Annotated in this window: 12 protein-coding genes; 2 read left to right on the forward strand and 10 right to left on the reverse strand. The window is 42.3% G+C overall.

The genetic code is table 11. The annotated features are described in order from the left end of the window. Positions 1 to 4 precede the first annotated feature (4 nt). Positions 5 to 1339, reverse strand: coding sequence for an electron transport complex subunit RsxC (rsxC, locus tag BREVNS_RS03505; protein ID WP_483427671.1), 1335 nt, complete (start codon positions 1337 to 1339; stop codon positions 5 to 7). A gap of 166 nt (positions 1340 to 1505) precedes the next feature. On the opposite strand from rsxC, the gene lspA reads away from it, so the two are divergent. Together lspA and BREVNS_RS03515 are read left to right on the forward strand one after the other, a co-directional pair. Next, entirely contained in the window at positions 1506 to 2036 is a 531-nt protein-coding gene (gene lspA / locus BREVNS_RS03510; protein ID WP_483427672.1) for a signal peptidase II, read from the forward strand. Then, on the forward strand, positions 2026 to 3105 hold the full coding sequence (locus BREVNS_RS03515; RefSeq protein ID WP_483427673.1) for a glycosyltransferase family 4 protein: 1080 nt from the start codon (positions 2026 to 2028) through the stop codon (positions 3103 to 3105). The genes lspA and BREVNS_RS03515 overlap by 11 nt, the downstream gene beginning before the upstream one ends. A 100-nt stretch (positions 3106 to 3205) precedes the next feature. On the opposite strand, the gene BREVNS_RS03520 is transcribed toward BREVNS_RS03515, so the two are convergent. From BREVNS_RS03520 to BREVNS_RS03560, 9 genes are all read right to left on the reverse strand, one after another. Next, the gene (locus BREVNS_RS03520; RefSeq protein ID WP_483427674.1) at positions 3206 to 4237 is read right to left on the reverse strand and encodes a glycosyltransferase family 2 protein; all 1032 of its coding nucleotides are present in this window, start codon (positions 4235 to 4237) and stop codon (positions 3206 to 3208) included. Further along, a complete protein-coding gene (locus BREVNS_RS03525) occupies positions 4234 to 5478 on the reverse strand; it encodes a glycosyltransferase family 4 protein (RefSeq protein ID WP_483427675.1) in 1245 nt (414 codons plus the stop codon). The genes BREVNS_RS03520 and BREVNS_RS03525 overlap by 4 nt, the downstream gene beginning before the upstream one ends. Next, positions 5468 to 6766 (reverse strand): flippase, encoded by a 1299-nt coding sequence (locus BREVNS_RS03530; RefSeq protein WP_483427676.1) that lies wholly within the window; start codon positions 6764 to 6766, stop codon positions 5468 to 5470. Before BREVNS_RS03530 ends, BREVNS_RS03525 begins: the two co-directional genes overlap by 11 nt. Before the next feature lie 161 nt (positions 6767 to 6927). Next, positions 6928 to 8013: a glycosyltransferase family 4 protein gene (locus BREVNS_RS03535; RefSeq protein ID WP_483427677.1), complete on the reverse strand. Its 1086-nt coding sequence runs from the start codon at positions 8011 to 8013 to the stop codon at positions 6928 to 6930. Between the two features lie 56 nt (positions 8014 to 8069). Continuing rightward, positions 8070 to 9197 (reverse strand): glycosyltransferase family 4 protein, encoded by a 1128-nt coding sequence (locus BREVNS_RS03540; RefSeq protein WP_483427678.1) that lies wholly within the window; start codon positions 9195 to 9197, stop codon positions 8070 to 8072. Next, complete coding sequence (locus BREVNS_RS03545) at positions 9194 to 10357, reverse strand: glycosyltransferase family 4 protein (protein WP_483427679.1); 1164 nt, start codon at positions 10355 to 10357, stop codon at positions 9194 to 9196. Before BREVNS_RS03545 ends, BREVNS_RS03540 begins: the two co-directional genes overlap by 4 nt. Next, positions 10354 to 12606 (reverse strand): O-antigen ligase family protein, encoded by a 2253-nt coding sequence (locus BREVNS_RS03550; protein WP_483427680.1) that lies wholly within the window; start codon positions 12604 to 12606, stop codon positions 10354 to 10356. Before BREVNS_RS03550 ends, BREVNS_RS03545 begins: the two co-directional genes overlap by 4 nt. Next, complete coding sequence (locus BREVNS_RS03555; RefSeq protein ID WP_483427681.1) at positions 12603 to 13088, reverse strand: hypothetical protein; 486 nt, start codon at positions 13086 to 13088, stop codon at positions 12603 to 12605. Before BREVNS_RS03555 ends, BREVNS_RS03550 begins: the two co-directional genes overlap by 4 nt. Continuing rightward, complete coding sequence (locus BREVNS_RS03560; protein ID WP_483427682.1) at positions 13070 to 14227, reverse strand: glycosyltransferase family 4 protein; 1158 nt, start codon at positions 14225 to 14227, stop codon at positions 13070 to 13072. The genes BREVNS_RS03555 and BREVNS_RS03560 overlap by 19 nt, the downstream gene beginning before the upstream one ends. Between the last annotated feature and the right edge of the window lie 66 nt (positions 14228 to 14293).

Here is a 14293-nt window from a genome sequence, read left to right on the forward strand (position 1 = left end):
TGCGTTATTTCTTGGCCTGCGCCTGTTTGCGCTTGTAAAACTCTTTGCCATATCTGATAAGCCCCACAAGAGGAATCTTGGAGGGACAGATATAGGCACAGGCACCACATTCAATACAATCAAAAAGACCAATAGATGCCGCTTCCTCTACAAGAAAATTATCCGCCAGTTTGGCAATCTCTGTGGGCATAAGACCGATGGGACACACCGCCAAACACTTGGCACATCGAATACACGGCCTATCCTCAACCCCATAGTCTTCCTTGGGAGAGAGAAACACAATCCCGCTTGTGGACTTCATCACAGGCATGTTTTCATCCGGAATTTCAAGACCCATCATAGGACCACCAGAGATCATCGTGGCAAACTTGGCCGGCTTGCCATAGCTTTCGATGAGATGAGAAATTGGGGTACCTATACGGACCTTGTAATTCCCGGCCTTTGGCACTCCTATCCCTGTATAGGTAAGCCCCCGTTCAATGAGCGGTTTATGGTGAACCACCGCTTCGTAGATGGCATTCATAGTCGAAACATTTTCCACCAGAACCCCAATATCAGCCGGGAGCCCTTTGGTTGGTACTTCCTTGCCGGTAATAGCCTGAATGAGCTGTTTTTCTCCCCCCTGGGGATAACGGGTACGAAGGGGTACCACCCTGATATCCGAACGACCAGCAAGGAGGTTTGTCCAGTGATCAATGGCGTCCTCTTTGTTGGTTTCTATGCCAATATAGACCTGCTTGATAGTCGGAAGTGCGCGTTTCACGATCTCAATGGCGGTGAGAATTTCCTGAGACTTCTCGAGAAGCATACGATGATCAATGGTGAGATATGGTTCACATTCGGCCCCATTCAGAATAAGGGTTTCCACTACCTTGCCTGGAGGTGGAGAAAGCTTCACATGGGTGGGAAACGTCGCCCCACCAAGCCCCACTACCCCCGCTTCCTGTACCAAAGACACAATCTGAGCAGGCCCCAGATTTTCCCAGGGAAATTTCTCCCCCACCCAGTTGTGGAAGCTTCCCCCCGTCTTGATCACAACAAAATCCACCTGTTTTGCGGTAAGGGTATTTGCCTTTTCTATGGCCGTTACCACCCCAGAAACACTGGCATGGACATGCGCCGAAATCATGCCCGTCGCTTCCCCTATCCGCTGTCCCTCTACCACTTCGTCCCCAACAGAGACAAGAACCCGCGCAGGCGCTCCAAGATGCTGGGCCATGGGAATACGCACCATCAGGGGAATATCAGCATTGACAATCGGTTTCTCTGCGGTTAACTTTTGCTCATGGGGATGAACTCCCCCTCGTTTGAAGGTAAACACTTTTTGTTTTTTGTCCATGAGGCACCCCACTTCACAAAAACATTCTTTATATGATAAGAGAAGGGGAGAAAATAGTCAAGAAAAAACAATTCTCCCCAGAGAAAAAACACCTCCCCTCTTTCGAATTTTGACATCTTCTTCTCTTCCGGGTATAATATTATCCACACTTTTTCAAGGAGATCTCATGTCAAAACGCCCCTGGCACATAGCCCTCTTTGTAATGGTTGTCGTCCTTGCGATCACCACGGATCAGGTCACCAAAGCTCTGGCCAAAGAATATCTTCCCCGTGGTGAAATGATCCAGGTCGTAGGAGACATTTTTGTTCTCATGTATGCAGAAAATGAAGGGGCTTTTTTGGGGCTTGGGTCTTCGCTTCCTCCCACGATACGAACATGGGCCCTAGTTATCTTTCCCACCTTTTTGCTGGTTCTTTTTGTTTTTGGCCTTTTTGTCCGTGAAAAACATCCCTCCCTTCTCCATATCCTGACCATGGCTTCTATTGTAGGAGGCGGCCTCAGTAATCTCTTTGATAGAATGGCCTATGACGGGCGTGTCATTGACTTCATGAACTTCGGGATAGGGCCTGTTTTTCGAACAGGCATCCTCAACGTGGCTGATCTCTGGATAACCTTCGGGGCTATCGTCCTCATCATCTGGGGAGGAAGGGAGAAGAAAACCATCTCCTCTCATGAAGGTCCCTCTCATGAAGGATAACAAACCCCTTCGTCTCTGTGTGGATGCCCGTCCCCTCCTTCACCAGGGAGGTATCACACGATACACCACGGAAATGATCCGGGCTCTCAGTTCCTTTCCCCACGTAGAACTCGTTCTCATCGCTCACAAGCCTTTCTCTTGCCCGTCGGCGAAAAACATCATCCCTGTGGTGGATAACGCCTTCTCTTTTCTTCCAGGAACCCTCTGGTTTCTTCTGAGAGCCCCTCACCTCGCTCAAAAACATGCTTGCTCTCTTCTCTGGGGAACCCAGCACATGCTCCCTTTGAGAACAAAAAACATCCCCTCTCTCGTCACATGGCACGATGTCGTATGGAAGAAAGCCCCCTCTTCTATGAAGTTTCTCAACCGTCTTCTCAATAACCTTCTGGCTTCCTCAAGCGTACGGAATGCCCATCGAATACTCTGTGTTTCCCGTACCACAGAAAAAGATCTCATTCATTTTTATCCCAAAGCCAAAGGGAAAACTCTCGTCATCTACGAGGGGAAAAGCCTCCCCGATACCTCTTCTGCGACGTGTCCTTATACCTTTCCCTTTCTCTTTGCTCTTGGTTCCTTAGAACCACGAAAAAACATTGTCTCTCTTTTGCAGGCTTTTGAAAAACTTCTTCTCATACCAGGATTTGAGAACTATCACCTTGTTCTCACCGGTCCCAAAGGATGGAAAAACCATACCCTTTTTCGCTATTTGAAGACGTCTTCTCTCCAGGAACGGGTTATTCTGACGGGCTATCTCTCCGATGAGGAAATCATTGCCTACTTCAAGGCCTGCAAGCTTTTTGTCTTTCCTTCTCTCTACGAAGGATTTGGTCTCCCCCTTCTTGAGGCTGAAGGAAAGTGCCCCGTTGTGGCCAATGATATCCCTGTCTTCCGGGAACTGGAACAAGTGTTTGAAAATTTGAGGTTTTGCGATTTCTCTGAGAAACCTGAAAAAGTGGCTTTGTCTTTAGCTTCCCTTATTCAGCAAAACCCCGGTCCACTTCGTTTCAAAAAGGGAAGCGAACTCACCTGGCAAAAGGCAGCTGAAAGCTTTGTGGATTATATGTTCTAAATTGCCCCCTTTCAAACACTATTAAGCCAACCTTCGACGGTCTCAACGAGGTATTCTTTCTATTTTGCTAACTCAAAAAATTTCCAGAAAGAATTTGCACCTATATCTTCCCCAGCTTTCCCTGAATACCATCTCTTATGGCTTGAAATATTACAAAGAGATGGGAAAAATACCCCCTCCTGAGATTACCCCATATATCCCTCAGCAAAGAAATACCTAAGCCAATTTTATAGGTAACCCGGGGATAATAATTCAGGTAGAAATGAACCTTGTTCCTGACATAGTAGTACAAAGATTGTTTTTTTATTTGCTGAGTAATTGCACTTTCCCTGTGATATACTACACTTTTATATTGATAAGCAAATTCATACCCCTTTCGTCTCATCCTTTCAAACCATTCCACATCCTCACTATAAAGAAAATAATCTTCTCGCATATATCCCACATTTTCTAAATAGCTCATCCGAAACAAACAACTCGCCATAGCAGGAGTGTCTATTGGCACCTCCCTATCATATTGTCCTTGGTCAACTTCAAGATACCCTATAGGGACAAAACCAAAACGCCAGAGAGAAGAATGAAACTTTCCTCCTATCAAATTGATGATGGTGGGGAAATCATAATACAAAAGTTTTGAACTTACAGCGATCAGATTTTCATTTTCTTTTATCTTTTCCACAAGAGTTCCCAAAGCTTCCGGCATCACAAAAGTATCCGTATTCAATAACCACACAAATTCAAATTTTTTCTGGGCTGCTATATACTCTAATGCCTTATTGCATCCTCCGGCGAATCCATCGTTCTGCTGTGATTTTATCAGGACAAGAGAACTCTCAGGAAAATCGTGTTCTTGAAATCTCTCACTCTCTTCTAAAATAACCAATTCTGGCTTTTGAATTTCCCTGGTCAATAAAGCAGAGAAACGAGAATGAGAGTAAACCTCGTTATTACTGCTACCCTCAAGCCACCCTCGCAAGGTCTCTATTTCTTTTTCTTGATTTTCTGTACTATTGTCCACAACAATCACCTGAAAAAAAGGATAGTCCATTCTATAAATACTTTCCAAACACTCTATCAGAAATGAGACACTATTATAATTCACCAGAACAATAGCCACTAACCCCTGCTTCATTGTTCGCCCTCTTTTTGATTTTTTCTACTTTCTATAAGAGTGGCAAGATTGTCTATAATATTTTCCCACAAAAAAGATCTTTTGATATGAGCCTGGATTTTAGGTATATTATCCTTGATAACCTCAGGATTATCAATAAGATATTGCAACTTTTTCTGAAGTTCTTCCTGATCTCCAACAGGAAAAACATCGCCACATGTCCGATTATTCGTGATATCATCTGCACTTACCACATTACTTGTTACAATATAGTCTCCAAAATATCCTGCTTCTACCATCACGATTCCAAAACTTTCAAAATTCGACGTCATACAAAAAATCTTCGCTCGATTATAAAGATCATAGAGTTGATTTCTATCAGATATATGCCCTGTAAAAATAATTTTCTCTTTTAGATGAGGATTCCTGCGAAAATACTCATCAAGAAACAAAGAAAAATTTTTGTCTACTTTTCCCGCTAAAATAACTTTCCAGTCTTTCAGATCAATATTAGCCACCGCTTTCAAAAGAAGTTCATTGTTTTTTTGAGGATGTCCAATCCTTCCCACCGTTAATATGATATTCTCTTTCTCTTCAAAAGATTTCATTTTTATACCACTCTCAACAATAAACCTCTCATCAATACCATAAGGCTGATAAAAAAACTTCTGTTCATATTTATGATATAAAGTCTTCAATCTTTGTGTACCTTTCTTGGTTTCATTTGACAAAAAATCCACTTTTCTCAAGAACAAAGGCTCTATAATTGTGTAGGCAATGATATTTCTGATAAAATTTTTGGGATGCTTCCCCAACAAAGAATGAGGATAAATATCCAGTCCCCCCAGGTCATTATCCAGCGTAATATACACAATTCCTTTTTTGTTAAGAAACTTATACACAAGGGTATAAATCAAAGTCTGAAGAGAATAATGATACAAATTCAACACATCAATTTTCTTTGCATTTTTGAGAATATATTTTAGTATCGCCTTATCCAATCCTACAAATTTTCCTTCTCTTTCAATAAACTCTAATTTCAATCCTTTTACCACATTGAGATGATAGGTATAAGGTTCAAGTGGAAGATTAAACGTCCTTTCCTCAGGTGAAAGATCCTCTTCCTTTTCGTTTTTATAAGTCACCAGTATAGAATTATATCCATATTTCTTATGCATATTATAAGGAATTTGCCCCGTCATTTTTATTAAATCCGCATTCACGGTCCATTTCATAATAGTTACAAAAGTTTTACTTTTCATCTTTTTCCTCCTTTACAGAAAAAGAATACATGATCCCAAAAAAAAGGAACACCATGCCTTCCACAAGAGAAACCGCTATAGATGTCCCTTTATATCCAAAGAAATAAGAAAAAAACAATGTCAAGACTATTCCAATGAAGCCAACAGCGACATGCAAGAACGTATAAAGTCCATAGCGCGCTGTGGCTAGGAAATATTGAATACGAAAAGTATTTGCCTGAACAAAAAAAGCCGCCAACAACAAAAAGAACAGGGTAAAAGTAATCTCGTAAGTAATAGACTTACCCGTTAATATTTCCACAATAAAAGGTGAAAAAAGAAAACCCAAGATACTCACAAGTCCACCCCATGCAAACATCCCTAAGTTCAGGTATTTCAACAATTTTACAAATTGTTTCTTATTCGTTCCATAAAGATTGGATAGTCTTGGATACATGGCCTGTCCAAAAAGTTCCGAAGGCATCCCTAAATAGGTAGCTATCTTTTCCGCCAGACCATAATAACCGACAATTGTATTATTAGAAAAAATTCCCAGAGCAAATACACGAGTATTTGCATAAAAACTTATAAACAAATTAGAAATAAATACTTTTCCCCCATCTTTCATTGTTTTTATCACATGAATCCAGCTTGGCATTCGAAACCTGATATGAAATCCAAACCTCACTATCAAAAGACCTATAATACCCGCCAGTATAATACCTATAGAATTGAGGAGTGGAACATAAACATAATCTTTTTCTGTTTTTACCAGAGCAAAAATTAAAATGAGAAACACTATTTTTGCCACAGAAGACAAAATAGTAGAAAATTTCATCTTCTCCATTCCCTGAAAAAACCACAAAGGAAAGAGAGTTTGCCCCACAACTAAACCAAAGGTTAACAAAAACACTTCCTTTTCCTGATAAAATCTCTTTATTCCCATCACAAGAAAAAAGAAAATAACAAAACCAATAAGAAGAAAAAATAACTTTATAAGCATAACTCTGGAAAAAATTTCTTCCAGAGCGTCCCTCTTCTCTTGATGTAAAGAAACTTCTCTCACCGCCGTTACATTAAAACCATAATCTACAAAAGTATTAAAATATTGAATAAAACTTTGAGCAAAAGTAATAAGTCCCCACTTCTCCATCCCAATGACTCTCAAAAGATAAGGAATGGTAATAAGTGGCACTACTTTTTCAACAATACGAAAAACGCCCAGCCAGGTAAAATTTATTAAAACCTTTTGAGTGCCTCTTTTGCCCAACCAGAAGCGTACTTTTTCTTGAAAAGCTTGAAAATCCATAGAAAAAACTTCTCTCCTTCTCTAAAGTTCAAAAAACTCTAAGAAGCCTTTATCATTCTCAAACAATAAATATATATTATAGTAGAAAAAAAAATGGCTGTCAAACATTTCCCCTTTCGCGCTGTTCATGATGGCCACAAAGGAAAACTTGGCAAAACCTTTTAATCTTCCCTTCCAAATTCCCCCCTTACCATACGAGACACACTCTCCCAGAAACACGTGCGATATTCATCCTCTCTATAACGCATGGCTTTCCGTTGAGCCGCCTCTGAAATCCGTTTCTTCAACTCAGATGAATTTCGTACTCTTTCAATAACCTCTCTTGTAGCCTTCACATCAAAAGGTTCCACCAGAAAACCATCCACACCATCCTCAATAATCTCCGGAAAAGCCCCACTGCGAAAAGCAATCACAATCTTCCCATAGGACATCATCTCCACAAGGGCAAGCCCAAAAGCCTCTCCTATGGCGGGGAAGACAAAGATATCGCCCCACTTAGCCGCCTCCTCCGGTTTCATCCAGCCAAGATCCTTCTCTTCCGGGACAGAAACAGGAACCGCACATCCCGCCTTCGCCCCAATATATCGTACCTCACACCCAAGCTTTTCTAAAAACAAAGGATTTTTGTATCCCTCATATCTCCCGTAATAAAGCACAAAATCCTTTTCCGCCTCAATCCTTTCAAACGAAGACACAATCCCATTGGGTATCACTTCCCAGCGGATATTTTTTCCTGCGAAAACATACAGAGGATCCTTTGTAAACGCCCTCCGAACAAACTCACTGATAGCCACAATACCACTTAACCGCCGATAACAAGCCATATCCCAGGGAGTAATCCACAGTTTTTTTCGAAGGACTCTTTCCCTCGATTGCATATGCCAGAAAAGGCGTACCCCTTTTTGAGAAAGGGGCAGAGCGAGTTGTTGAAGAGCTTCCCTCGAATCAAAAATAACTATATCGTTCCCCCCAATCTTTGAAAGATCAAACCCCTTTCTGTTCTTCCAGGGGAAAGGCGTCGGAGCATGTTCATGCGTTCCCCATCCCTCATGAATCACATGGTGGAGAAACGGATGCTGCACCTCTTCCCAGAGGGTTCTTGCATACGAGGAATAATGCAGCCACACTTCCCGCGGAGGAAAGGAGAGAAGAAGTCGCCAGAGAGCAGCACCTCCCCCTCTTGAAGAGCTGGTACCACTAAAAATAAAATGGATACATTTACTCTCCTTATTTTGCAAAAAAAACATAAGTCTGTACTCTTTCCTCCTTCTTTTTCATGCCTTTTTTAGCAAATATAATTGTTTCACAAACACACTCTTATCTCTTCTAGAATATTCTCTGTTTCTTCTACTACCTTTTTCCAATCCCACTCAAGAGCTGTTGACCTTGCTTCATAACAAATTTTTTCATAAAAGTTTTCATCAGAAAACAGCAATTCAAGTATTCCTTTGATACCTCTTATATCGTTCCATTCCTTAACAACAAACCCATTTCCCCCATGACGAATGAGCTCAGAGGCCCCCACGGTAGGAACCGTAATCACAGGCAACCCACTACTCATGGCTTCAAGAACAACCAGGGCAAAGGCATCAAACGTACTTGGAAAAATCATCACATCAGCCGCCGCATATGCTTCCTGCATAGTATGGCAAAGCCCACCAAAAACCAGACGGGACTGCAATTCCAAAGACAAAACTCTTTTTCTATAAAATGCTTCTTCTCGATGAGAGGGATTGCCAACAATCAAAAGTTTGTAATCATCGGAAAGTTGGCTCAAAACCTCAAGAAGAATGTCTATCCCTTTTCTTCTCCATTCATGGGCCGGAAAAAGTAATACTTTTTCTTTACTGCCAAAACCATACTTTTGTCTAGCTTTTTCTCGTAAAAAAAGCCTTTTTTCTAGAGAAAACTCTTCCGTATTAACTCCCAAATAAATCACTTTTGTATCCTCTTTTGCAACATGATGATAGGTACATAATTCGTCTTGTATGAACCTGGAAACACATATAATCTTTTTATACCGATGAAATCTATAATTAAACCATTCTACAAAAAGAGTAAGATAATGTAAAGGATTCAGAAAAAAACGCCGCAATTTTAGACGTCTAAATGATTCCATCCAGGCCTTATGAACACTGGCGGTAATAATTATATCCTGAATAAGTGATTGGCCACAACCATTATTTAGAATAATATCCCATGATTCTCTCCTTAAAACGTACCACGTATAAAAAAGAAACCATATCCTTCTTACAATCTCAGGCAAATTTTTTCCTGGCACTCGATGGAAATGGACCCCCTCTATTGGCTCCCATTCATAACTCAAAATATGAATTTCATGTTTATATTTCCAATTCTCAACCAATTCATAAGTATGTCTTTCAATACCCCCGTGTTTGTGAAAAAAAGGTAGAGGGATCGCTATTTTCATTTTTCAACCTCCTTAAACACTGTTTCCATGATCCGAATCTTATTCTCCGCCACCCTCGCCAGGGAAAACCTTTCTTTTACCTGTTCAACCAGAGGCTGGGACGTCCTCTCTTTTGAATACTCTCCTTTCACAAAGCGTTCTAAAATACTCGCCAGACTCTCAGCGTTTCCTTCTGGAAAAACAAACCGTTCATCTCCTATCACTATCGGGATTTCCCCGGAATCCGAACCAACCACAGGCGTCCCGCAGGCCTGAGCCTCCACAATAACCCGACCAAACTGTTCAATCCACCAGGAGGTACTCCTAGAAGGAAGCACCAGCACATCAAGAGCATTGTAGAAAGAGACAAGTTTCTCCATAGGACGGGCCTGCAAGAAGAATACCCTTTCCTGCACCCCATGCTCCTCAGAAAGTCTCTTGAGTTGCTGAGCGTACTCTTCAAGTGCTTTCCCCAACAGGTACAAAGAACACAACATTCCCTTTCTTTTGAGTATTCCCAGAGCCTCAATAACGGTATCCAGTCCCTTTTCCGGTGTGATACGGCCCACATAGCCAATAGCACATTCTTCGTCCCTGATTTCAGGGAAAACCTCCCTCGCTTTCTCGCGGGAAAGCGGAAAGAATATCTCCGTATTCACAAAATAGGAGGTCTTGAACTGCTTCCCACGAAAACCTTTCCGTTTATACAGCTCAAGCCCGGCGGTAGGAACAGAGGCAAGCCCATGAATATGACGAAGGACATACCTCTCTATCCAGCGATAGAGAAAAGGATGACGCCCCTCAAGATTTTCATCACTTTCGATAACTATAACCGAACGAGGAGAAAAGAGTCTCACCACCCACACCCATTGCCAGGCGGCTATGGAATATGGTTCTTCCTTGAGATACACCACATCAGGCTTTATTCTCCTCACAATAGCTATCATACGGAAAAGGTTGACAAAGAAAAAACTCCGGATATGATTACGAAACATGACAAAGAGAGGATAGACCTCAAGAGAACTATCCTCAGCAAGCCTTTGAAAACGCTGATCACGAGAACTTTCCGTCCATCGATAAGCTGTCACTAAAGACACCTCATGTCCCATCTCTCTCATTTTCCAGAGAAGTTTTCGGTACTCCTTCTCCACCGCCGCATGCCAGATGTAGAGGATTTTCATCGTTTCCCCCCTTTTTTTGTCATCCAATACCACGTCATCCCCCCTACAACAATCCCCACGACCACCGTCACCACTGTCCACCACAAACGAAGAAACTGCGCCTGAACAAACCAGCGATTGCCAGACCAGGAGAACCAACTTCTTACCTTTATCTGTTTTTCTTTCTCATTCCTTTCTATCCAAAAGTCCGGTTTCCATGGTAACACCACTTTTCCCCATGACGTTTCCAGTTCTATACTCTCCACCTTCAAAATCTCATTCACAGGTTTCTCCAAACTGATAGGATACGAAAACTCAAATAACCACAATCCCGGATTGTGTCCCTCTGGATTCCTTGGTATCCACACAAGCCAGTCTTCAAGAAGAAGCCTGTGATAACGAATGGGGTCAAAATCTTTGGTGCCTTTTTTCTTCCTATGACTCATCGTGAGCGGAGAAAAACGAATACTTTTCTCTTTCTCTGCCCAGAAAATCTCATCCTCTAAAAGAAAATTCAATCCCTCAAGAAACTTTTGAGGATTCTTCACAAAAAGGTTATTCCTTGAAGCCAACTCAAAATAAAGATTGGTAGTGGGAATATAAATATAGGCTGGCGAATTAGTTTTACCCGTAATGGAGTTCAAAGTTTTCCACAAATAAAATGCTTCCTCACTTTCAAAATAACGCCGAGAAACAGTTCGATTTGAGATAAAAGAAAAAGAAGCCTTCTTTTCATCAACAAGAAGTGATATACTCTCATAGCCATAAATCCCCCTTCCTGTATTATAAAAAACTCTTCCATAACTCGACTTTATAAGCCATTCACCGTGGAGTTTTGCTCCCTCTACCTCTACAAGAAGAGGTTGGAAAACAAAAACAAATCCCATCAACGTCATCGCCAAAATGCCGGTAAACATACTTATCCCTATTTTGAATACCCCGGAGGGGAGTGTAAGAGAAGGTTCCAATCCCTCCCCTTCCTTCCACGCCAAAAAACCTATAAACATTGCCACATGATTCCACACATATACCCTGAGAATATTCTGATTGAAAAGAAGAAGAAACCCCTGCATCACCAAACCTCCAGCAAGGGCTAAAAACCAGGCCTTCTCCTGAGAAGAAAAACGTCTCCAGGAAAAGAAAGAGAAGAAAAAAAGAGAAGCCAAAAGCCCAGCCACAACAAAAGCCCCCAAAACCCCAAGCCCTGCAAGAAGTTCTAAAGGCACCCCTGCTCCTTCAAATGGTTTCACGTCACTATTGCCCTGAGGAACGATATTTCCTCGAAAAAGGGCAATATCCGGCGCTACCCCGCCTAAACTCACCGAAGCAAAGGGATGACGAAAGAACACCTCCAGAGTATTCTGAATCCCTTCCATACGATCGAAATAGGAATAACGCAGTACCTTTGCTGCTACTCTTTCCCATGGGAAAAAGAGAAGAAAACCTATCCCAGTCAACACAAAAGAAACCGTCCCCACAACAAGCACACCTCGAAAAGCCTTTAGTCCGTATCGTTTTTTGAGCCACAACCCTCCTTCTATCAGGATAATCACCACTCCTTCTATAATAAGAGCCAGCCACCCCATTCGTGAGGTCGAAAACCCTATCATCATCACCGTCAGCACAAGATACAACCACACAAAAAGCCTCTGGACACCCTGACTCTGGCGTGCCCACACCCAGAGCAGCGGAGGAAGCACTACAAGATAGGTGGCATAATACGATGGCTCATAGTTCCATCCATTGACCCGATAGAGGCTATACTCTCCAAATAAGGGAAGCGTCCACTGAGTACGCCACAGCCCCTCTCGTATCCAGGCAAGAGATGGGACAATCCACTGAAGCCATCCCATAAGAAGCGCCGGTAAAAAAGATAGCATATACACAAGTAAAAGCCGTGAAAAAAGATTCTTTTTCTCTTCCTGAAAGAAAAAAGTTCCAGCACTCACCTGAACCATCACAAACACCCAGACCACAAACACCCAGAGCCACAGAGCATATCCAAAACTCCGTAAAGGCAAACTGCTATTCAAGGCAAAAACGGTATTCAAAAGAGCTAAAAGAACAAGCCATCCCATACCAGAAATGAGAAAAACCCGTCTTGAACGCCAAAGAGAAACCAGCCACACAGCCTCAAGAACCATCATCACCAGAAGAGAAAAACGCACATGAAATCCAGCTACCTTCATCACAAGAACAATATCCATTGAAGCCGTCGCAAACACAAGTGCCACAAGAATCCAGAAAAGATTCTCCCAGCCCCTTTTCACAACTCCCTCCGAAGGAACCAGGCTATCATCACCCCAAGAGCCAAGGCAAGCGAAAGTGTCCCCAAAAGAAACCATCTCCTCTCCGGCTGAAGCTCAGGAACTGTTCGAAGTTCAGGTCCATACCAATTGACATGAGAAAAATTTGTCCTGAGATACCTATCAAGAGACAAGCTTTCTTCAGGCGTAAGGATTTTATTGGGGAAAAAAAGTGAAATATTTGTGTTTTGTCGAATAGTCAATTTCATCTCTTTTTCTATATCATTTTGAACTTTTCGGTTCAGGGCCTCTTCTGTAAACTCATCTTCTCTTCCATACAAAGGAAGTGGTCTATCAATCACATACCTCACTTCACAGAGCCGATAAGAAACTCCTGACACTTGCATCATCACAAAAAGCCCCACAAAAAATACCCCCCATAGGACAAAAAATCCCACCACTTCTTTCCAGGTTATGCTTTTGATCTCTATCCTATACCATGGCATGACCTTCTCCTTTTTTCCTGAAATTCTTCGTATGCCCTTTCCACATACTCCTGAAATTCTTTCTCAAAACGCTTTCGACTAAACTTGAGCGCATGCTTACGAATGACCACAGGATCAAATTTTTCTTCTCTCGTTTCAAACTGCTTTACGGCTTCTGCAAGAGACAAAACATCTTGAGAAGCAAAATGCACCCCTGTTTTCCCATCTATAACAGTTTCCTGCGTGCCACCCTTTCCCAAACAAATCACCGGTGTCCCACAGGCCTGAGCCTCCACCGGAACAATCCCAAAATCCTCCTCTGCGGCAAACACAAACGCCCTTGCACGCTGCATGAGATCCACAAGAACCTCATCCGGTTGGTATCCCAAAAGCTCAATATTTTTCGCTGCCAGCGCCTTGATTTTCTTCTCATCAGGTCCTGTGCCTACCACCACCAGTTTTTTCCCTATTTTCGCAAAAGTCTCCACAATCAGATCTATCTTCTTGTAGGGAACCATTCGGGACGCGGTAAGATAAAAATCCTCTTTTGCCTCCCTGAGCGTAAACTTTTCCACGTCCACAGGTGGATAAATCACATCAGCTTTCACCCCGTAAACCCTTGCTATCCGTCTGGCAATATAGTGAGAATTGGCCACCCACCTGTCCACTCTATTCACTGTCGTCTGATCCCAGAGCCGGATATAATGCAAAATAAGTTTCGCTATTTCCCCCTTGAGTCCCCTCTCAAGACCACTTTCCCTCAGGTACTGATGATACAGATCCCACGCATACCTCACCGGCGTATGAACATAACTGATATGAAGCTGGTCCGCATGCGTCAAAACCCCCTTCGCTACTGCATGCGAGGAAGAAAGAATGAGATCATACTCCCTCAGGTCAAACTGCTCAATAGCTAACGGAAAAAAGGCAAGATAACCCCGGTATTTTTTCCTAGCAAAAGGAAGCCTCTGGATAAAAGAGGTCTTCGCATACTTTCCCTTGAGAATAACCTGTCTATCCTCTTCACTCAAAAAGTCAATGAGACTATAGATATCCAGATCATCCCAGATATTGGTGATACTCTCAATACACTTTTCCGCACCTGCATAGACAGAGAACCAGTCATGCACAAGGGCTTTTTTGAGAGAGGAAAGAGCCATAAGAATCCTCGTTCTAATGAATATAATATGAGAGTATTATAAAGGGAAAATACCTTTTCGGGCAAA

It is taken from the genome of Longinema margulisiae (assembly GCF_025266855.1).
GTDB lineage: Bacteria > Spirochaetota > Brevinematia > Brevinematales > Thermospiraceae > Thermospira.